Source organism: Nostoc sp. MG11, assembly GCF_014904695.1.
Taxonomy (GTDB): Bacteria; Cyanobacteriota; Cyanobacteriia; order Cyanobacteriales; family Nostocaceae; genus Komarekiella.
In genome coordinates, this window is record NZ_JACXXN010000037.1 from 25647 (window position 1) to 46912 (window position 21266).

Sequence of the window (21266 nt, forward strand, 5' to 3'; positions counted from 1 at the left end):
ACAAGGGGCTTAAGCCCCAGGGCAAACGCATATGTAACTCGTGACTATAGTTAAGCATGTGACTATCAATAGTGATAGCGAGCTTTGGATAAAATTATAAAATCTTATATATCAAAAGGATGATTTCAAGCTGATCCAGTCACCTTCTACTTGAGCGATCGCACCACCAGGAAATGGATCAGTTTGCGAACGATTTGGCGCTATGATTAGCGCCGTTAATTTTTCAATATGTTCAAAACTGGGCGCATCAGGAAGTATTTGCTGCAATACCTGACGCATCACGCGACGTTGCAATGCCAGTGGTGCTGTCTGCAATACTCGACGATTTACCCTTAAGGGAAGAGGAAGAGAAGAGGAGGAGGGAGGATAGTATAATTGCTCACTAACTTCTAATCCTCCACTCTCCCACTCTCCCACTTCTATTTTCATCGCTTCTTGCCTCAACTTTTGGGCTGCTTGCTCTAAATATTCCACTTCTGCTTGTAGAAGTTCTGCTGTTTGGGCTAAAGCAGATTCTACTTGGGGGTTGAAATTCTCTTGTAAATACGGTAACAACTCTTGGCGAATACGGTTGCGGGCGTATCTTAAATCAAGATTTGTGGAATCTTCCCAAACTGGTAGTTGAAACTCTTGACAAAATTGTTCTGTTTGTGAGCGAGTGATTTCTAAAAGTGGACGTACTAATACAACACCCGTAGTTAGTGGGCGTTGCCAAGTCAGGGCTTGCAAACCATCAGCACCAGTACCGCGAATTAAGTTGTAAAGCAGAGTTTCGGCACGATCACTGGCTGTGTGTCCTGTAATAATAAATTGATAATTATTGGCTTGGGCGATCGCACTTAAAGCTTGATATCGCCAATTGCGTGCAGCAGCTTCACTATTTAAAGCCTGATTGGCTGTTTCTAAATAAAAGGATATATCCCAAGTTTTAGCTAATTTTTCTACATGATTAGCATTAGCTTGGGAATCAGAACGCCAACGATGATCGCAGTGTGCGATACCTAGATGCCATCCCCATTTGGGTTGTAAATCTAACAATAGCTTTATTAAGCATAGGGAATCTTGTCCACCTGAAACAGCTACTAATAGCCGCTGTTTATGCTTAAATAAATGGCGCGATCTGATGGTGCGATGTGTTTTTGCATGTAAAGGAGTCCATGTCATTTTAGGTTTTTAACCACAGATGGACGCAGCGAAAAGTTCCTATAGCAGGTTTCCCAACCTAGGAAACTTTTCAAGACAGCGAAGAGTTTGCGCGTCCGGGTTTACCGACGCAAAACTTTTCAAGACAGATAATTTTCTATTTTATCGGCGTCCATCTACGTTGGTAAATTGAAATTTAAGATTTGCAACCCGTTAAGACGCTAATATCATTTCACGAAATATCTAATACACAAACATGGTTAGAAAAGTACGTATGCTCATACAACCTATTCATTTATTGCAAAGATTTTTGGAAATGGTATGTGAAGCGTTTGCGCTTTTGCGTGAGAATTTTTTTAGTTGGATCTGCCAACTCTATAAGTTTTCCACTTGTTTGAGTTGTTGATGAATTCCATCAAGTGGTGATTCAGGTTCATCAAGACAAAATTCTAAAGCAAGTCTAACTTTTCCTTTTCTCCATCCCTCGGTACTAAATTGCAAAACTTCACAATTTAATCCTTGAGTATACAGATTTGCTTCAGTTGTCCCTTCTGCTCCAATGTATTCCTTAATCGCTGTAATCAAATCACGAACTTTGAAAGTTTTAGCAATATCTAATTTATTAAAAGTGTCTGCTTCTATAGACACAACTTCATCGTGATTGAGTCTCTCGAATCCATCTCCCATAAAAACCTCCTATCACTAAATCTATAGCTTCTACAGACATAGCGGCTCATCCGAAATAAAATGATGATTTTAAAGATTTAGTGCTGCTTTCCCTCTCTTTGGCAGTGGAGAGAGGGAAAGAATGAGGTTTTTAGAAAAACCAACCGTAAGAATGCAAACCTTTACCTAGAAGATTTACACCAAGATAGCAAACCCAGACGACAACAAAGCCGGTGGCAGCTAAAATTGCGGGACTACGCCCTTGCCAACCGCGAGTAATTCTGGAGTGGAGGTAGGCGGCGAATACCAACCAGGTAATTAATGCCCAGGTTTCTTTGGGATCCCAACTCCAGTAAGAACCCCAAGCTTCATTTGCCCAAACGCCACCAGCAATAATGCCAATAGTTAACAGAGGAAATCCCAGCCCGATGACGCGATAGCTAATATTATCAAGGGTTTCGGCGAGACTAAGGCGCTGGGGTGAAAGGGGTTCTACAGATGCGATCACTTGAGACTCAGGGGCAGTTACTAAATTTAAAACAGCAGTGCTAGCGTTGCCGTTACCGTTGTTATTGCGCTCATTACGAGCAAAGCCATTATTTTCGACAGGGGGTGTTGTTGGTTGAGAAATTAATTCAGTTGCTTTGTGCAAGCGATAACCGTTGCTGCGATAGCCACCAGTACCTACAGAACTACCTTGTAGCTGAATATTTTGACCGCGAGTGACAATTAGAAAAGCGATCGCTAGCAAAGAACCTACCATCAAAGCGGCATAACTCAACATCATGACACTGACATGCATCATCAGCCAATTTGACTTCAAAGCCGGCACTAAAGGTTCTGACATTTGCATTTGGGATGGTAGTGTCAGGGTGGCAAAAGCAGCGACCGCCATTGCCACGGGGGCTGTCACAACTCCCACTAAGCGGCTACGGCTGGTATTTTCGGCAATTAGATGGATGGTGGTAATCCCCCAGGTTAAGAAAAATAGGGATTCATACAGATTACTCAAGGGGAAATAACCGGCTTCTATCCATCGTGCGCCTAGTAGGGTGGCTATGCACAAATTAGCGATCGCCATTCCAGCTGTTCCCAAAGCGGCTAGATAAGGCAGATTCGGAAAAGCCGCCCCTCCCCAATACACCAGCATTGTGAGGAATAATATGGCAAATGAGGCGTTGTCCAGCCAGTTCTGGAGTACAACCAGATTCATAAAGTGTTCTCCCCAGTGAATTCGTTAAAATATGGATTCTGACTGTTATGATCCTATCTGCTTACAGGGCAATGGGACATGGGAAAGGCGAAATCGGATGAAGCTGATAAGGAAGAAGATATAAATATTACAGCATTACAGTATTTTGGGATTGATTAAACTATATTACTTCCTACTCCTTTATCTCCCCTATCTGAATGATGTCAAGGTGATTTAGTTACAGATGGTGTAGTAGTTGGCAGAGAAATAGCTGCTTTGCTGGGGCTGCTGATTGGACTAGGCAAAGCTGCTGGTTTGCCAGCTTTCTTGAGTGCTAAAAAAATATCGTAGCGGTTACTACGGTTGTCGCTGACAGATGCAGTCACTCCAATTGAACGTGTTGCTGCTAGTAAAGGTTGTTGATTGGAAGTCAGAGTTGGGAGGGGAAAATTTTTCACAGTTCGTTCCACATCTAGGAAAAATTGACCATTTGTGGGATTGGGTTCTCTAGGAACTGTTTGTTGGAAAGGCAAAGTATTAGCTAGTGGGTTGCTGGGTTTGGGAAGAATTTTACTTGAGATGGGAGCACCCACAACTAAGAAAGCGACGTTTTCATCTAACCAGCCGTGGGTTGCGGTTAGTGTACCATAGGGTGCAATCCAGTTAATAACGGGTTGACCTGCGACTTTCCCTCGTTGGATCTGGAATTGATATTGATTTTTCATGACATCATCCAGCTTTTGTAAGGATGCTTCAGCTAATTGGCGATTACTTGCCTGTACCATAACTACCAAACCTGCACGAAAATCCTCTGGTGAACCTTCTTTTTGGGTAGTTGGAATCACTGAGACGGAAAACTCGCCTTTCATCCAGCTGAGTAAATCCTGATCTAAATCTAGATTGGTCAGAGATTTTACTCCACCGCGCAGTTGTTCTGGTGATATTGGTGAGAGGGGATTTCCTTGAGATGTTAAAATATAGTCTCCCCACAATTGTTGTAAGTTACCGCCAGATAGCATCATCAAGGTTTCTGCTGGTACGCGGCTTTGCATTTTTCCAGCTTTGTTTTCCACCGCTAGCACACGCTGACTATTGGGGTTGAGCCAAGAAACGCCTTTTAGGCGGATTCCTTCTGACTCTAAGGTAATTGTCCCTGCTAAACCTTGGTTATTCTGAAGTTGAGCCAGGACTTGAGTCGGTAAATGACGATTTGGAGAAGCGGCAGCTATTTTTGCTGCTGTTGGCACATTGACGTAAAACTGGGCAAAGGGTTGGTAGTTGGTAATTTTCGGGAAATTTTCGGCAAAGCCTCCAATCCTTGCTAGAGATGTTTTATTTTTATAGGCATTGATCGCTCTTTCTGTGGCTTTGGGATTATCAGTGATGACTAGGAACCGCCCGTCTAGTAATGCTGCTGAAAAGTTTTCCCCAGATTGTCCCTCGTTTTGTTTGATGGCGATCCCTTGATATGTGCGGTCAATCCATTTGCCTTGTTTAAGAGTTTTGGGTTGTGCCAAAATGTTTTTGGCTATTTCTGAATTTTTTACTGGCAGAACCATTACCATCGATTGCTGACTGCTAGCAGCATCTCCATCAGTAGCAATTGGTTTAGGTACAGGTTGACTCGCTGCTTGAGGGGCAAGAATTGCGATTGTGACTTCATCGCCTACCCAAGGAGCGATATCTTTTTGGAAGTCATAACCATTGTTAGTCAGAAAGCGATCGCGCAACTGCACTAAATTTTTATCCAATTCTGCTTGGGTTTCTTTTGTCCCAAACTCCCGCAATTTTTGCCACTGCCTGGGATCTGTTGTTAAAGAAACCGTAAACAGGGCATCTTGAGGAATAATATTTGCACCTACTGGCAAATTTCTAAAAGATGGCTGCCCCTGAGTTAATAACCAGTATGCTGCACTCCCTGCACCAATCAATAACCCAGCAGACGAGAGCGTTAACATCAGAGATGGTTTCTTTTTTTTCTTCATTGGAACAGACACAATAGGCAGTGCCATTGAAACCTATACCTCATACTTGCAAACTCATTACTTACCTGATTGGTTGATTCAACCAAAAGGGTTCCCATTAGCTAAAGCAGCTAATTACATAAATTTCTTTACCCTGAATGTGATGATACTTCAGGAACAAAACTTCTCTACTGTCTCAAAAGCAGTGTTTTCATGGTTAGTTACCTTTTTTAACACGCTGTGTTGGATTTTGCAGGATGATTTCCTAAGACAGTTGCCTCTGCCGAAAATTTTCCGAGAGTAAAATGCTTCATTCCAAGCACTCTGAGGATATAACCTAAGTTGACAAAGTTGCAAGTCATTAGTTTTAAGTTTGAGGAAACAGCAGTCAAGGGTCAAAAGTCAAGAGTTATTTTCTCCACCCTGCTCCTCTGCTTGCCGTATCAACATTAAGGTAAAACGAGATGGCTAAGCTGCTTGATAACAAACATTTTGCAATTGTTGATTAATTTAAGCGGCACTATGTCGATGCATTAACAACACTCATCTGCATAGGCCCCAAATATTTAGTTAAATAAGGCGAGAAAACTTCATAAATTAAAGTTAGTGGCTGTCCATGATGCCAAAACAAATAGTGGCGACCCCAAAAAGGCCCAGTTTCATTAAAACCTGACTGTAGTGCATCTGAGTAACCGTAGTAAATTCCTTGGACATCTCGATACAACTCTGTGCGGAGACGGGCTAAACTCGCCCAAATTGGTAATGATCGATTTTGTAGATATTCATCTACATGACTAGCTTCCCACCACGAGGTTGCATAAGCTAATCGCTGACCAGAGGGGGTACGCAGCCACACTTGTCGCCGTAGTCGTGGCCCTGGGACAGCTTGGATTAAGTCAGGAGCATCATCTAAATCCATGCCAATTAATGACATATCAATGACATCTACTTCTGTGGGCTTGCCTGTAAGCAATTCTAAGTGTCTTGTTGGCGAGCCGTCGCCTAAAAGTAGCATTTGCCAAGTCGGTGCCAGATGGGTGTGAGATAAACCTTGTTGAATGACTACCTCCCCACCTTGCCAAATTGGAGTTAGGCGATGCCACGCTGCTGGCAGTATTAAGTTGTTTGTCGGCGTAAAAGTAGTAGTCAATGCTTTTTACAAAACTTCACCTATTTCTATAAAAGCATAAAAATTCAGAGCTAAGTCTAGGTTAAAAGTTAAAAGCCAACAGTCTCAGGTTTTTTAACCCTTGACTATTGACTTTTGACTAATATTTAAACAATGCGGATGGCGAGACTCGAACTCGCAAGCCACAGGCACACGCACCTCAAGCGTGCGCGTATACCAATTCCGCCACATCCGCATGGATTGTCTAAATATAGAATATAGCATATCAAGATAATTAAAGTAAGGTGATATCTAAGTTCAAGTTCCAAAAAATTTAGGTGTACGGTTTCACAAATTTTCTGAAAGCGGATATCAGACTAACAGAAATTTAGCAGCTGCACAAGTGATATTTAAAGAGGTATAGGCATGGTGCGATCGCTCCCTTGGGTTTGACATGAGCGTAAAATCTTCCAGATTTGGCGCTCGTGGAGTTTCGCTGTTGCGATCGCAACAGCCTAGTTTGGGAAACTGGCAAAGCTTGACAGCAGCAATGTTGCTACTCTAGTTAAGACCCGTAGAGGCAGCAAGCCCGATCCTATACTCTGCTGAAGATGAAGGTTGGAAATCTCCTGTCATAATTTGAAATATAACGGAAGTTTTATTTCAAATTGGATGGAAGAAAATGACAATCTACTGGTACTGATATCGAAACTAGAAAATGAAGTTTGACAAAATATTAATTGCCAATCGGGGAGAAATAGCCCTTCGCATTCTTCGCGCTTGTGAAGAAATGGGAATTGCGACGGTTGCGATTCACTCCACTGTTGATCGTAATGCTCTCCACGTCCAACTTGCTGATGAAGCGGTTTGCATAGGCGAACCTGCCAGCAGTAAAAGTTATTTGAATATTCCCAATATTATTGCTGCCGCATTGACGCGCAATGCCAGCGCCATTCATCCTGGTTATGGCTTTTTAGCAGAAAATGCCCGGTTTGCAGAAATTTGTGCTGACCATCATATTGCCTTCATTGGCCCAACTCCAGAAGCCATAAGGCGAATGGGGGATAAGTCCACCGCTAAAGAAACCATGCAAAGGGCTGGAGTGCCAACTGTACCAGGTAGTGAAGGATTGGTAGAGTCTGAGCAAGAAGGATTGGCATTCGCCAAGGATATTGGCTATCCAGTAATGATCAAAGCTACAGCAGGTGGTGGTGGACGGGGTATGCGTCTGGTACGTGCTGAAAGCGAATTTGTCAAACTATTTATGGCAGCTCAAGGGGAAGCGGGAGCAGCTTTTGGCAATTCTGGCGTTTATATAGAAAAATTTATTGAACGTCCGCGCCACATTGAATTTCAAATTTTGGCGGATAACTACGGTAATGTCATTCACTTAGGTGAACGGGATTGCTCGATTCAGCGTCGGAATCAAAAACTACTTGAAGAAGCCCCTAGCCCTGCTCTCGATTCTGACCTGCGAGAGAAAATGGGACAAGCTGCTGTCAAAGCTGCCCAGTTCATCAACTACACTGGGGCGGGAACTATTGAGTTTCTCTTAGATAGATCCGGGAAATTCTACTTTATGGAAATGAATACCCGGATTCAAGTCGAGCATCCAGTAACAGAGATGATTACAGGGGTAGACTTGGTTGTTGAGCAAATCCGAATTGCTCAAGGAGAAAGACTTAAGCTTACCCAAGATCAAGTAGTTTTGCAGGGTCATGCGATCGAATGCCGCATAAATGCCGAAGACCCCGACCATGACTTTCGACCTTCCCCTGGACGTATCAGTGGTTATCTGCCTCCTGGCGGCCCTGGTGTTCGGATTGATTCTCATGTTTACACAGATTACCAAATCCCGCCTTACTACGACTCTTTGATAGGCAAGTTAATTGTTTGGGGGCCAGACCGACCAACTGCTATTAATCGGATGAAACGCGCACTCCGGGAGTGTGCCATCACGGGACTTCCTACTACCATCCCGTTCCATCAAAAAATTATGGAAACACCACAGTTTTTACAGGGTAATATTTATACCAATTTTGTGCAGGAGATGAATAGTTAAGAGACTGGGGGATAGGGATTGGTGAAATAGAAAGAGGTAAGAGGAAAAGGGAAGAACCTCGCCCTTTAACCTTTGCACCTCTTCCCCAATGCCCAATCCCTAACTTACACGAGACATCATAGTCAGCAATCCTTGTTGACCTAGCAAAATTTCTCGCACCAGACTGAAGATACCAACCCAAATAATGGGAGTAATGTCCACTCCACCTATAGGTGGTATTAACTTTCGCATCGGTACTAAAAAAGGTTCAGTAGGCCAAGCTATTAAATTAAAGGGCAAACGATTTAGATCCACTTGGGGATACCAAGTGAGAATTATGCGAAAAATAAACAAAAACGTCATCAGTCCCAATACAGGGCCGAGAATCCAAGCAGTCAGGTTGGCACCAGTCATCAGTTTGAGTAACTATCTGTGAATGAAGGAAGAACTTGGGCGAACGGCATCGCCAGAAAATTTTAAGCTTTGTAAAGCACTCTCTCTATTATTTTATTTCAATCCTTAATACGGATTAACAATGATTTGTGATGGCGGTTATTAAGTTTGGTCGCTCATGCTCAGAGGCTTCTCAAGAAAGTAATACACCATTAGAATTATTATGAAGTGTGTAAAAACAGGTTTAGAACTATGACGCCTTCTTTAGCAAATTTTCTTTGGAGTTTGGTTTTTGGTGCTGCAATTGTAGTTATCCCTGCTACAGTTGGTCTAATTTTCATTAGCCAGAAAGATAAAATCCAACGTTCATAATGTTTGAGAGAGTCGCTTGGACTCTCATACCCGATTGTCTGTCAGCTATTTCTCTAATTGCACCAAGCGCAGCAATTTTTCCCCTTAAAGGCGGTCGTAGTTGACACACGTCGGCTTTTTTAGCTTTCGGTGGACAGCTTCAGAGCTTCTTTGCCAGATGCTTTGAAGCTTCAATATATTGCGCCTAATTAGAGTAGTGATTTTAATTGTGACTCGCTAACATAGATTTGATATTGGGAAAACAGCAATGATAAATTTTGGGCTGAACTCAGCCAGTGTTCTGGCTCAGGTAAATTTTGGGGCAAACTCAGCCAGTATTCTAGGAATTTTCCTGGCTGTGGCTGGGGCAGCACTGTATTTTCTCCGCACTGTGCGTCCCGAACTGTCAAGAGATCAAGATATCTTTTTTGCCGCAGTGGGCTTACTTTGCGGTTTCATTCTCATCTTCCAAGGGTGGCGACTAGACCCAATTTTACAATTTGGTCAGTTGCTATTAGTCGGCACAACTGTGTTTTTTGCTGTTGAAAGTATTCGCTTGCGGAGTATAGCTACTCAGCAAGCCAAGCGCAATACTCCGATTGTGGATGAAGACAGACCAGTAAGCGATCGCTATTCGTACAATGATCGCAGAAAGTATCAGGCTGAGATGGAAGATGACTTTGAGCCACTGCCTTATGAAGAAGAGGAGCGCCCTGTACGTCCCCGGATTCGGGCTAGCAGGGATGAAATTTCATCTCGTGATAACTACTACGAGGATCAATCTCCCCGTCGTCCAGAACGCCGCAAAGGCAACGAAAGTACAGAAGCCGGGGATAGAGGGCGTCGGCGTAATTCTGGGCGTCCAGTGAATCGTACTTCTGACAGCTTTGAAGAGGAGAATTGGGGTTCTTCGCCTAGGGAAGTTGATGATTGGGACAGTTCAGGCGGGGAAGCTAGAAAACCTTCTCGTCGTAGTAATAACGGGCCCCAGCGACCAGAAAGTCGCGAGGACGATGTTGCTTCTACCAGACCAAAAAGGCGTCGTCCGCCAACTGACTCGTCTTCTCGGAGAGTGCGCGAAGATGATGAGGCTATACCAACTGAATATGTACCCTACAATCCGATTGAAAAGCCAAATGAGGAGCCAGATAATTCAACCGATTTTGATAATGTTTAAAATAGCCAGGGTGCAGGGAGACTGAGAGACGACGGAACACAGTTGAGGTGAAAAAATTTACGTCTACATTTTGGCTCCAAAGACCAATTCATTGGAGCCTGGTTTTTAGCTTGATAAGTTTACTTGTAGCTTGTAATTCTAATGATATTCCTGTAGGGCCTACTTCCCTCAACAGTCGCTACACCGAGGAGCAACCTGCTTTGAGTGGAAATGGGCGCTTTTTAGCGTTTGTATCTAATCGAAATGGTAATCATCAACTGCTGGTGTACAACTTGGAGGAGCAAAGGTTGATTCGTATACAGGGCTTAAATCGACCGGAAACAATTGCTGAAAGTCCAAGTTTGAGCTATACCGGGCGTTACATTACTTATATTACTAGTGACCAAGGTAGACCAGTAGTGGCGCTTTATGATCGCGCTATGCAACAGTCGCAAATCCTCACTCCAACCTATCGCGGCTGGGTAAGAAAACCTAATATCAGCCCAGATGGACGTTATGTTGTCTTTGAAACCGCTAGCCGTGGTCAGTGGGATATTGAAGTACTAGACCGGGGGCCGAATATAGAGTTAGATATTCCTAACGGTGCAACCGTTGGTTCGCCTCCGTAGGGGAGCAGAGAGAGGAGTAGAGGAGCGGGGCGTAGCTCATTGCGAATTAGTTTGACTCTTGACTTTTGACTGATGATTGATATATGAAACCCGTTATTTTTATACCTGTATTTATATGCTCAGGCTTTTTGACTGGATGTTTTGGCTATCCTCGCCTGTTGAATTATCCCTTTGATCCAGGAGGTAGGGGTCTTAACAGTTTAGCTTCGGAATTAGAACCTCAAATTTCTAGGAGATACATTGTTTTTATTTCCGACCGGCGGGGTAGTCAAGATGTTTATATGTTTGATACGATAACTCGTAATTTGGTTGATTTGCCAGGTTTAAACTCCTTGGATACGATCGCAACTCATCCTAGTGTTTCCGAAAATGGTCGTTACATTGTGTTTGCTGCTAGTCGTCAAGGGCGATCGGCTATTTTTCTTTACGACCAGGAAACACGCCAGTCACGGAATTTGACTACTAATCTGCAAGCAGAAGTTCGCAACCCTGCAATTAGCGCTGATGGTAATAGGATTGCTTTTGAATCCACTAACAATGGGCAGTGGGATATTTTAGTGTATAACCGTTCTGGACAACCGTTAAACATACCTCAAGAACCGCGTTGAAGATGAGGACTGGTGAATGGTGACTGGTGACTGGAGAAGAGTTCCCAATACTTAAAATATTCAACCTTGAAGACACAATACCTAATCCCTAGTCCCCAGTCCCTTTTCTTGTTGCACAGATTCGATTAGCGATCGCACTTGTTGCGTTCCTTGGGAAGGTTCAAATGACATGGGAAATTTACCCCGACATAACATCCTGAAACCTAAAGGTGCAAGACTAAGTAATCCTTTGAGATCTCGAAAATAGTTACCGACAACTTGTAAACCAAATTGACGTTCATCAATCCAACCACCTTCTTTAACTAAGTCTACCAATACTTTCCGGTGGCGAATTGTGCGACTGTCATCAGCTTGTTTGTGCGTGAGAATTTCTTGTTTAATTTTAGTGATTTGTTCTAGTGGTGCAACTTCCATTGGACAAACTGAGTCACAGTACAAACAACGAGTGCAACCCCACACTCCTTTAGTACCTTCGTTGTAGCTTTCTAAGCGATTTTCAGTGTCGCTATCGCGAGAGTCTGCTACCATGCGGTAGGCTTTGGCAAGGGCGTGGGGGCCAACGAAATCTGGATTTACTTCACGGGCATTGCATTCAGAGTAGCAAGCACCGCACATAATACAGTTACCAGTTTGATCGAGTTGCGATCGCTCTAGTGGTGTTTGCAAAAACTCCTTTTCTGGCACTTGTCGCGCAGCTGTACTCACATAAGGAGCTACTGCTTCTAAATTATTCCAAAAACTGCTCATATCCACGACCAAATCTTTGATCACGGGCATATTACCTAAAGGAGCCACTGTGATTTCTGGAATGTCACTTACTTTACTTGCTAATGATGGTATCTGTTGTAATCTAGCAAGTTCACTGCCAATATTTTCCTTGCAAGCTAAAGCTGAACGCCCATTGATTCGCATAGCACAGCTACCACAAATCGTATTGCGACAATTTTTGCGAAACGCTAATGTTCCATCTTGCTCCCACTTAATCCGATTGAGACAATCTAGGATTGTATTGCCAGATTCGGTCTCTAAAAGGTAAGTTTGCACAACAGGAGAGGAATTTTCTTGTTGCCGAATGACCTTAAAAATAACTTCCATTACTACCAACCAAAGTCTTAAAATTTCCTCATCTGCCCTAGAGATCACGAGTAAAGGCAGATGATTGTGAAAAAATGAGTGATACTCTACTCTGTGTTGCCCTTTATTCAATGCCAGGTTTTAATAGGCTGATGAAAAGGCTACTGATTCTAATTTAAGGATAACCATTAAAATTTTAGTTGTAATAGCGCAGTAGGCAACATTTATCTCAAGCTCTACACCCAAAAACCAAAGAGGTTATTGTGGTTTCGCATTTAATTTACATGTTTGAGAGTGTATCGAAGAGAGACTTCATCTGTAGCCAGACTTGTATTCATCCCCGAATTAGCGAAAATATTTAAATTAAATACATATATTAGGTTATCACTGCATCTTGATGTCAACTTGAGTTTAGCAGCCCTGGCAGTAAAAATCTCTTAAGCTGTGGCGAATCAGGAGTTTTTTGGTTATATAGAAGTGTTAAAGCGGATATTAACATCTAGTGGTGGCAATAAAGCACCAGGCATATATAGGAAGATTTATTCTTCCCATAGATGGACGTGCAGAATTGTCTGACTGCTTTCAAATAAAAGTTCTTGCGCTGGGAACCCCGGATGCGTGAGACTTTTCGCTTTTTGTCTACTCTCAATCAAGAAAATCTTGGATTTAACTCATTGGACAAAACTACTCGTCTAAATTAGATGAACTTTTATAAAAGCCATCCCACAATACTCACTAGGCAATGCAGCGGGAGGAAAATCCTCACCACTTTTTCCCTTCTTAAGTCCAGGGATTTAGATAAAATTTTATCTACAACTTTAATTCAAAATTAAACAACAATTTTGCTATTATTAGTCCATGCTAGTATTTAATATAAAATTACGAAGTAGCAAAACCAGAATCAATAGCCGCGCTTATGCGGCTACTACTGCTTTGTTGATTCGTAGTGTAGAGACAAGAAAATTCATGTCTCTACTGGCAGAACAAAAGGGTGTATGCCCGTAGTACCCTATTCAAATACTATGCTGTCCTAAGCTTGAGAGGACGAGTAGGGAAAAATCTACAATTTTAGGGCAAGAAAGGCAAGCACTAAAAGTGAAAAACCTGCAATTGCTTGGGTCTAAGACTTATTTGTAGTAGAACTCATCCAATTCGTAAAGGTGGCTTCAAGTTACGCCGCTACAGTAGCGCCAAAAGAGAAAATAATTTAATTTCCGATGGCGAATGATGGTTAAAAGTGCCGTAAAATCACCGAAATAAATGTCTGTGATAACTTTGACTTCTAATCTATTGTGGGCAACCATAATAGAGGTGCTTGTGTCTTCTATCAGCAGGAATTAACCCTTCACCCTAGGGTTACGATAAGCTCTATGCAAATGCTAAAAAGCCAAATACTGGCATGAAACGACATTGTTTATCAGTTTGGAGAGAGTAAGGAAAACTTGAGCATAATGACTGAAACTGCAACTGCGCCATTAACCGGAAAAGCACTACTTGCTAAAGTAAAAGAACTTTCCACTTTACCACGACGAGAAAGAGCCAAGCAGTGCGGCTATTACACTGTTACTAAGAATAACCAGGTTCGCGTCAATCTCACAGATTTTTATGACGCTTTACTATCGGCTAGAGGAATTCCTCTGAGTCCAGAAGCACCTAAAGATGGTCGGGGTCGTGAACCGACATATCGGGTTAGCGTTCATCAAAACGGTCAAATTGTAATTGGTGCCACCTACACCAAAGCAATGGGCTTAAAGCCTGGAGATGAGTTTGAAATTAGACTAGGATACAAGCATATTCACTTGATTCAACTTGGTGAAAGTGATAAAAAAGAAACGTCACTGGATATAGACTCCGACGAATCAGACGAAGAAGATTTTGAAGAGGAGGAGTAAATTTTTCTGATGGTAGGGATAAGTTAAAGGTGAATGCTTGATAACTTATCCTGACCTTTACAGGAAATGAATAGTTCTCTTTTAAAAATTTGTTTTAGTAGAAAATACGATTAGACCCCTTGCGGAATTCACAAATTTTAGTAGAGTCTTGATTAATAACCAAGAAATCTATTTTGCAAGAAGTCTATCGTGTTTTTTTTACCAACGTTTTTTGAATCTTTAATCAATACCTTGCTGGCATTTATAGAAAATGCACCAGCACTAGTCGTAGTAATGGTATTTTTCATTTTCTGGGTAGGGTGTTGGTTGCCAGTAGCAGTAATATCAGCATTTAAACTCAATTGGCAACCCACTAAACCTTTAGAGCCAGAGCAAAAGTTGCCGTTACTCGTGTCGCTCTACTTATTAGCCCCTCTGAGTCTTTGGGGAATTAGTTGGCTAACTAATACGTCTTTCTCAAATTACGGTGTTGCCAATATTTCAATGCTAGGTTCTTTAGTACTAGGTTTTGGTTTGGGGGTACTGAGCCTAGCTATTGTTTTTAGTGGGCAATTTGGGCTGGGTTGGTGTTCTTTTCAATGGTCGAATGTCAAGTTAATACCACCTATCTTGCTACCGATTTTATTGATAGCGTTGTTAGTCGGTGGTATTGAAGAGTTGATTTTTCGTGGTTTCTTGTTCAGTGAATTAGCGCAGGATTACCCAATTTGGATAGCAGCAACAATTTCTAGTTTAATTTTTGCTATTCTACACCTAGTTTGGGAGCGAAGCGAAACCATACCTCAAGTTCCTGGACTTTGGTTAATGGGAATGGTGCTGGTGTTAGCACGGTTTGTTGATCGCGGCAATTTGGGCTTAGCTTGGGGGTTGCACGCGGGATGGGTATGGGCGATCGCTACCATAGACACAGCAGAACTGGTTACTTACACTGCTAAAGTCTCCGAGTGGTTCACGGGGAAGAACAAAAAACCTCTGGCTGGCTTGGCAGGAATTATTTGTGTACTGGGAACTGGAGTAATTCTTTGGTTGTATTTAATTTGACTTAGTGCATAGACGCCAGGTTATGGAAGTAGATGTAAAGCAGACTTAGGCTTTGTTCAGGCAGCTATCTGCACCCTAAAAGATGATGGTGATCGTTAACCGAACTGTATCGGTAATAGATTTATTGCAGGGATAGAGAAGCAATACACAATTAAGATATAAGGGTAAGGGTGCGTTAGTGATTACTTGACGCACCTCAGCTTAATTTACAATTAATGGCTAGTAGAGTATGGCGGAAACAAAGTTACTATTCAAAACAGCCTAAAAGCCTGGAATCAAAGGTTTTTGGATTTTGAGAGAAGTCAGAGCGGCTTGTCACTTGACATCTGAACTTCGGTAATTTTTAATTCCGCGTTCCCCGCAAGGTAGCAGTACTAGCCCCCAAAACCAGGAATTAAACGCTTCAAAGCGCGACCTGCAACATCGCCGTAGCGCAGTTCACCACACAGGATCTTACCCATAATCTGAGCACCGGAAGGGCGCTTGACACCAACTTTATAGCCAATACCAGGGAAGCGATAGAATGCTCCAGCTAATTTTTGTGCCCAAGCCATTTCACTGCCCCATTGTTCATTAATGGCATCGCTGTATTTTTCTAAAGCGTTAATATCACCAGAAAGAGCCTCATTAATGGCTCCAGCTGCAAGCAAACCACTAAAAATTGAAGGGCGAATGCCTTCTGCTGTCATGGGGTCAACTACGCAAGCAGCTTCCCCAGCCAAAACTGCATTTTGAGTATGCAACTTTTGATTGCCATCCCACAGGCAAATTGGATGACCATACTGCTTACTAGTTTTGAAATCTACATTAAATGATTGGGCGTACTCATCCAAAATCTTTTTGAAGTCTTGGGGTTCGCCACCGATGAAAGTACCGACACCAATTGAATAACCATCAGCTTTTGGAAAATTCCAGATGTAGCCGTTTTTCACCAAGCCAAACTCGAAGTGAATTGTGGATTTGTCTTGCACAGCTGCAGGAACTTCTGCCTCTAAAGCTCCTGCTAAGCGGCGTTTGCGTTCTTTGAAGCCCAACCATTTTGCCATTGAGCCCTTGGCTCCATCAGCAGCGATTAAGTAGCGTCCTGTAACCGGGCCATTTGCTGTATTAACTTGCCAATAATCGCTTTTAAACTCAATACCAGTGACTTCCGTATTATCTTGCAGTTGGGCCCCTTGCTTTTGCGCTTGCTGCACTAGGAAATGGTCAAAAACATCTCGTCGCACCATCCAAACTGGTTCTTTAGTGGCGATTTTCGCTTCTACGGGGTCGCCCAATTTCCAGGTAAAGCGCAGGGAGTCTGCTTTTAAAGAAATTGCTGGGCTAAAGTCGAAGTCAAACCATTGGGCGATCGCTGGCGATACACCACCACCACAAGGTTTATATCTTGGTAGGGATTCTTTTTCTAAAACTAATACTGAACGACCCTGTTTGGCTAAATGATATGCAGCTGTTCCACCAGAGGGCCCAGCACCGATGATGATGCAGTCGTACATAGGGCTGAATTTTTGCTCCTGAATGAGTTGATCTTCCAGTGTATCTCTGTACTCTACAAAGATGTATCCTGACCAGACTTTAACTGATTTTAAAATTTACTGCTGAAAATTCTATAGCATTCTGTTTTACTTAGTTAAATATTTAGCTATTTTTATAGTAAATATTTGGATGTAAAACCTCTGCTTTAATTAATTGAGATTTAATTTAACTGGATTATTAGGCTTTTTTGCTTCAAATTTGCTTTTTATTGATCTTAATTTCCATCATTTATCTTATGTGATCGCTTCTACAATACAATTTCTTAGTTCGACTGTTTACAAATTTTTAAGTAAATGTTTGCGACTTTTTATAAACTTTTAGTAAATATCTTCAGAAAGTATAAAGGCTGAAATACTCAGTACTTCAGCCTTTATAACTCGTACTATCCTTTGTATAGAAGTCTACACATTTTAGACAGTTGTAATGTCTTTTTCTTTTTCTGCCAGCAATTCGTCTATTCTGGCGGTGTACTCGTTTGTTAGTTTTTGCAGTTTGTCTTGTTGATCTCGTGCTTCATCTTCCGAAATTTCAGCACTTTTTTCCTGTTTGCGAATGGAATCTATAACATCTCGACGGATGTTGCGAATAGCAACGCGACCTTCTTCGGCATACTTAGCAGCCATTTTGACGAATTCTTTACGACGATCGCTCGTCAAGGGCGGAATATTCAGCCGAATTACAGAACCGTCGTTGCTGGGGGTTAATCCTACATCTGACAGAGAAATCGCCTTTTCGACTATGTTTAAACTGCTGCGATCGTAGGGCTGAATCAAGATTGTCGTGGCATCTGGCGTGCTAATGTTTGCCAGTGACTTCAGAGACGTGGGCGAACCGTAGTAATCCACCAATACTTTATCTAGTAGACTCGCATTGGCGCGACCAGTGCGAATCGTGTTAAAAGCTCGCTGAGTTGCCTCAACGGTCTTTTGCATCGTAGTTTTTGCTTCAGCTAATTTCACAAGAACCTCCCACAAGAGTGCCAATGGATTCTCCCATGACTGCTCGGTGGATGTTACCTCGCACCGTTAAGTCAAATACAAGAATTGGGATATTATTTTCTTTACATAAGGCAATCGCAGTACTATCCATTACCCGCAAATCTTTAGCCAAAACGTGCGCGTAGGTGAGGCTGGTGAAACGTTTGGCGTCAGGATGAATATGGGGATCAGCATCGTACACTCCGTCTACCTTGGTGGCTTTAAAAATCACTTCGGCATCAATTTCTGCTGCTCTTAAGGCAGCAGTGGTGTCTGTAGTAAAGAAGGGATTTCCAGATCCAGCACCAAAAATTACCACCCGTCCTTTTTCAAGATGACGGATGGCACGACGACGTATGTACGGTTCCGCTAATTCTTGCATAGCGATCGCGGTTTGCACCCGCGTCTGTACTCCTATTCGTTCCAGCGAATCTTGCAGCGTCATGGCATTCATTACCGTGGCAATCATCCCAATGTAGTCAGCGGTTGCCCTGTCCATCCCCGCCGACGCCGCTTTGACGCCACGAAAAATATTGCCGCCGCCAACGACGATGGCGATCTGAACGCCAGTGGCTACCACCTCTTCCACTTCTTGGGCTATTTCTTTCACCACTTCTGGATCAATACCATAGCCCATGTTGCCCATTAAGGCTTCACCGCTCAGTTTGAGTAAAACCCGTCGGTAATTCGTTCCCATGAAGTTACGCTTTATCAAAAAAGTTGCAATTGCCTCCAATTTAAGATAACAGTTACGGGGACTATCTATGTCTAGTTACGCCAGATCAATATAGAACCATTAGGTTCTGTCTGTGGTAAATGTATTTCTTGATCTTGAAACAGAGAGGCGATCGCGGTTCTCAGATAATCCTCTGCCTGAGCTGATGGATTTTGACGATGAGCGGCAATTTGACCTTTGTAGCGCACTATACCGTTACTATCTATTAAGAAGGCCATTGGTGTTTTTGTAGCACCAAAGCTGCGAGTCACATCTTGAGTTGAATCCCACAGGTAGGGGAAGTTCAATTTATAACGCTCGGCAAAAGCTTTCATATTTTCAAAGCTTTCTCTAGGATCATGATTACCATCACTACCATTCATGCCAATTAGCGTAAAGCCACTTTGAGCAAATTCCGCTTGAATATTTTTTAGGCTGTCTAGATACAACTGTACATAAGGACAGTGGTTGCATATGGAAACAACGCCGATTGCACGGAACTTGTTGAGATAACGGCTGAGATGATGTACTTGATTGTCAATTCCTGGCAGTTCAAAATCTGGTGCGTAGCCCCCAACAGGAGTACCAATTGCTTCTAGTATAGTCATCTTCTCTGGCTCGAAGGAACTAAGGACAAAAAGAATAAGCTAATGTGTGTCCAATGTGTTTTAGCTTATTGTCAAATTTAGCGTCAGTTTCCAGATGCAAACCATCCCTTGGCCGATGCTTGATATCCAATAATTTTATAAATCAATTTGGCTACCGTAAATTGTGAAACTACTGAATCTACTACTGATACTAATTCATCAGATTCTTGATGATATTTCTGTCTAATCTGGATGTTGAGTAATTGTCTGCGATCGCAACGCCGCTAGTTATTTTAATTAAGTCAGTTTTTTATTGACAAATCGCACGAGCATCAATTTGTATCGTTAATAAATCTATATCTCTAATTTGCTGTGTTACACAAAACTGGTTGCGAATTGAGACTTCATCTTCATAGGGTAAGTTACTGACAGCATCAATTTGCCCAACTGTAAATATTCATTTATGTCGGCTTTACAATATTCTTCTTGAATTGCCGTAGGAATACTGTATTGTCTAGTAATCTTCTACGTGCCAGGATACATCTAAAATAGTATTTAGACTGTTTTGGCATAACCATATAGACAGTTATTGCTACATACTCAATAAGCAGTATTACCAAATATAAAGTATCAGAAGTAGCAGCAACATCTAAGTCTAAGCATGGCATCACAAGATTAGAAATTTGTGCCAACATGGCATAAACCTGGCTCAAATTACAGGAATTGTGATTCCTAATATTGACATAATCTCAGAGAATAGATGAAAATCCATACTGGATTAAACTGTTAGCTATATGCTGGTGCTAACCGCCTAGATACTATCGGGGAGGATGTCTAATAATATCCAGAGAGTGAACTACTTATGATTTTAAAGTTTTAACAAATTTCATCAAAATAAAAACAGTGATGCTTAAAGCAACTCACTCAAGTCCAAGCCTCTTATTCATAACATTGTATTCATCAAATTCCTCATGACAACCTCTAGTTCAAAAACAACACTTGCTTCCACAAAAACCTGGGTTTGGCAAGATTTCTCTATCTGCTATCAAACCCAAGGAAGTACTGGGCCAGCTGTTGTTCTGGTGCATGGCTTTGGTGCTTGTTGGTGGCACTGGCGGAAAAACATACCTGTATTAGCAGAAAATTGCCGTGTTTATTCTATTGATTTGATTGGTTTTGGTGCTTCAGCTAAACCTCAACCGGGTGAAAAAATTACCTACACACTGGAAACTTGGGGACAGCAAGTAGCAGATTTTTGCCGCGAAGTCGTGGGTGAACCAGCTTTTTTGGTAGGAAATTCTATTGGCTGTATTGTAGTCATGCAAGCCGCAGTAACCAATCCAGATATTGCTTTAGGAGTTGCTCTGCTCAATTGTTCTCTACGGCTCTTACACGATCGCAAACGGGCAACTCTACCTTGGTATCGTCGTGTCGGAGCACCTTTGTTACAACGCCTATTATCTATCAAACCACTTGGCAAGTTCTTTTTCAATCAAGTTGCTAAACCGAAAACAGTACGGAAGATTTTATTAAAAGCCTATGCTAATTCTGAAGTGGTAACAGATGAGTTGGTGGATATTCTCATGTCACCAGCAAGTGATCCCGGTGCTGTGGCTGTGTTTCTTGCCTTTACTGGTTATTCTACAGGGCCATTACCAGAAGACCTTTTACCACTGCTACCTTGTCCCGCGATCCTCTTGTGGGGAACTGCTGATCCTTGGGAACCAGTTGAGTTAGGGAGAGAATTAGCCAACTTCCCGCAAGTACTCAAGTTTATTCCCCTAGAAGGAGTAGGCCATTGTCCCCAAGATGAAGCTCCTGAGTTAGTAAATCCGATTTTACAAGATTGGGTTTGGGAGCGATTAGCGGTAATAAACTCGGAAAAGTTAGAGGCATAATTTCTAATCAATAACCCCCATCCTTCAAGCTTGGGGGTTACATACTTCAAGAATGATTCTATTGTATGTTTACACTTGTAAAGTCTGACGTAAAAAATTTATTTTTCAACTAATCAAAGTCATTTTTTCATCAATGCGGGCGAAGTAGAAAGGTAGGCACTAATCATATAGGTTTCCTTTCTTGTTTCTCAGCCGTTAATTTATTAAACGTCTTGAGAAAACAAAGAAGACTGTACAAACTCTCTCAAAACTTATTTTGTATTAAGCGAGTTATGCAAGTCATCTCCTCCCCCGC

The 21266-nt window shown here is 42.2% G+C and carries 19 protein-coding genes and 1 tRNA gene; 8 read left to right on the forward strand and 12 right to left on the reverse strand.

Annotated features, from left to right (window positions below):
- Window positions 1-111: 111 nt before the first annotated feature.
- The 6 genes from tilS to HCR01_RS29515 all read right to left on the reverse strand — a co-directional run bounded on the left by tilS (window position 112) and on the right by HCR01_RS29515 (window position 6329).
- Window positions 112-1164 carry a tRNA lysidine(34) synthetase TilS gene (gene tilS, locus HCR01_RS29490; protein WP_193199574.1) on the reverse strand — a complete coding sequence of 351 codons (1053 nt, stop codon included), beginning with the start codon at window positions 1162-1164 and terminating at the stop codon, window positions 112-114.
- Window positions 1165-1518: 354 nt separating this feature from the next.
- A complete protein-coding gene (locus HCR01_RS29495; RefSeq protein ID WP_193199575.1) occupies window positions 1519-1830 on the reverse strand; it encodes a KGK domain-containing protein in 312 nt (103 codons plus the stop codon).
- Between the two features lie 130 nt (window positions 1831-1960).
- On the reverse strand, window positions 1961-3022 hold the full coding sequence (gene ccsB / locus HCR01_RS29500; protein ID WP_193199576.1) for a c-type cytochrome biogenesis protein CcsB: 1062 nt from the start codon (window positions 3020-3022) through the stop codon (window positions 1961-1963).
- Between the two features lie 203 nt (window positions 3023-3225).
- Complete coding sequence (locus tag HCR01_RS29505) at window positions 3226-5013, reverse strand: DUF3352 domain-containing protein (RefSeq protein WP_193199577.1); 1788 nt, start codon at window positions 5011-5013, stop codon at window positions 3226-3228.
- 472 nt (window positions 5014-5485) lie between these two features.
- Complete coding sequence (locus HCR01_RS29510; RefSeq protein ID WP_193199578.1) at window positions 5486-6115, reverse strand: chorismate lyase; 630 nt, start codon at window positions 6113-6115, stop codon at window positions 5486-5488.
- Between the two features lie 133 nt (window positions 6116-6248).
- Window positions 6249-6329 (reverse strand) — tRNA-Leu (locus HCR01_RS29515).
- Between the two features lie 462 nt (window positions 6330-6791).
- Between HCR01_RS29515 and accC the strand changes: the two genes are divergently transcribed.
- Window positions 6792-8135 carry an acetyl-CoA carboxylase biotin carboxylase subunit gene (accC, locus tag HCR01_RS29520; RefSeq protein WP_193199579.1) on the forward strand — a complete coding sequence of 448 codons (1344 nt, stop codon included), beginning with the start codon at window positions 6792-6794 and terminating at the stop codon, window positions 8133-8135.
- Window positions 8136-8234: 99 nt separating this feature from the next.
- Here accC and HCR01_RS29525 read toward each other — a convergent pair whose 3' ends face one another.
- The gene (locus HCR01_RS29525) at window positions 8235-8528 is read right to left on the reverse strand and encodes a YggT family protein (protein ID WP_193199580.1); all 294 of its coding nucleotides are present in this window, start codon (window positions 8526-8528) and stop codon (window positions 8235-8237) included.
- Between the two features lie 231 nt (window positions 8529-8759).
- On the opposite strand from HCR01_RS29525, the gene psbX reads away from it, so the two are divergent.
- The 4 genes from psbX (at window position 8760) to HCR01_RS29545 (ending at window position 11251) form a co-directional block, all read left to right on the forward strand.
- On the forward strand, window positions 8760-8879 hold the full coding sequence (gene psbX / locus HCR01_RS29530) for a photosystem II reaction center X protein (RefSeq protein WP_162397338.1): 120 nt from the start codon (window positions 8760-8762) through the stop codon (window positions 8877-8879).
- 247 nt (window positions 8880-9126) lie between these two features.
- A complete protein-coding gene (locus HCR01_RS29535) occupies window positions 9127-10035 on the forward strand; it encodes a Ycf66 family protein (RefSeq protein WP_193199581.1) in 909 nt (302 codons plus the stop codon).
- Between the two features lie 47 nt (window positions 10036-10082).
- Window positions 10083-10643, forward strand: coding sequence for a TolB family protein (locus HCR01_RS29540; RefSeq protein WP_193199582.1), 561 nt, complete (start codon window positions 10083-10085; stop codon window positions 10641-10643).
- Between the two features lie 83 nt (window positions 10644-10726).
- The gene (locus tag HCR01_RS29545; RefSeq protein WP_193199583.1) at window positions 10727-11251 is read left to right on the forward strand and encodes a TolB family protein; all 525 of its coding nucleotides are present in this window, start codon (window positions 10727-10729) and stop codon (window positions 11249-11251) included.
- 81 nt (window positions 11252-11332) lie between these two features.
- On the opposite strand, the gene HCR01_RS29550 is transcribed toward HCR01_RS29545, so the two are convergent.
- Complete coding sequence (locus HCR01_RS29550) at window positions 11333-12346, reverse strand: succinate dehydrogenase/fumarate reductase iron-sulfur subunit (RefSeq protein ID WP_193199584.1); 1014 nt, start codon at window positions 12344-12346, stop codon at window positions 11333-11335.
- A gap of 1430 nt (window positions 12347-13776) precedes the next feature.
- Between HCR01_RS29550 and HCR01_RS29555 the strand changes: the two genes are divergently transcribed.
- Both HCR01_RS29555 and HCR01_RS29560 read left to right on the forward strand, forming a co-directional pair.
- Window positions 13777-14217 carry an AbrB family transcriptional regulator gene (locus HCR01_RS29555; RefSeq protein ID WP_162397341.1) on the forward strand — a complete coding sequence of 147 codons (441 nt, stop codon included), beginning with the start codon at window positions 13777-13779 and terminating at the stop codon, window positions 14215-14217.
- 189 nt (window positions 14218-14406) lie between these two features.
- Window positions 14407-15258 carry a CPBP family intramembrane glutamic endopeptidase gene (locus HCR01_RS29560; protein WP_320073205.1) on the forward strand — a complete coding sequence of 284 codons (852 nt, stop codon included), beginning with the start codon at window positions 14407-14409 and terminating at the stop codon, window positions 15256-15258.
- Between the two features lie 374 nt (window positions 15259-15632).
- Here the strand turns inward: HCR01_RS29560 and HCR01_RS29565 are convergent, their stop codons facing one another.
- The 4 genes from HCR01_RS29565 to HCR01_RS29580 all read right to left on the reverse strand — a co-directional run bounded on the left by HCR01_RS29565 (window position 15633) and on the right by HCR01_RS29580 (window position 19094).
- Complete coding sequence (locus HCR01_RS29565; protein ID WP_193199585.1) at window positions 15633-16754, reverse strand: geranylgeranyl reductase family protein; 1122 nt, start codon at window positions 16752-16754, stop codon at window positions 15633-15635.
- A 450-nt stretch (window positions 16755-17204) separates the two neighbouring features.
- Window positions 17205-17753 carry a ribosome recycling factor gene (gene frr, locus HCR01_RS29570; protein WP_193199586.1) on the reverse strand — a complete coding sequence of 183 codons (549 nt, stop codon included), beginning with the start codon at window positions 17751-17753 and terminating at the stop codon, window positions 17205-17207.
- Entirely contained in the window at window positions 17740-18468 is a 729-nt protein-coding gene (gene pyrH / locus HCR01_RS29575; RefSeq protein ID WP_191759819.1) for a UMP kinase, read from the reverse strand. The genes frr and pyrH overlap by 14 nt, the downstream gene beginning before the upstream one ends.
- A gap of 71 nt (window positions 18469-18539) precedes the next feature.
- Complete coding sequence (locus tag HCR01_RS29580) at window positions 18540-19094, reverse strand: thioredoxin family protein (protein ID WP_193199587.1); 555 nt, start codon at window positions 19092-19094, stop codon at window positions 18540-18542.
- 950 nt (window positions 19095-20044) lie between these two features.
- Between HCR01_RS29580 and HCR01_RS29585 the strand changes: the two genes are divergently transcribed.
- Window positions 20045-20971: an alpha/beta fold hydrolase gene (locus HCR01_RS29585; protein WP_193199588.1), complete on the forward strand. Its 927-nt coding sequence runs from the start codon at window positions 20045-20047 to the stop codon at window positions 20969-20971.
- Window positions 20972-21266: the final 295 nt, after the last annotated feature.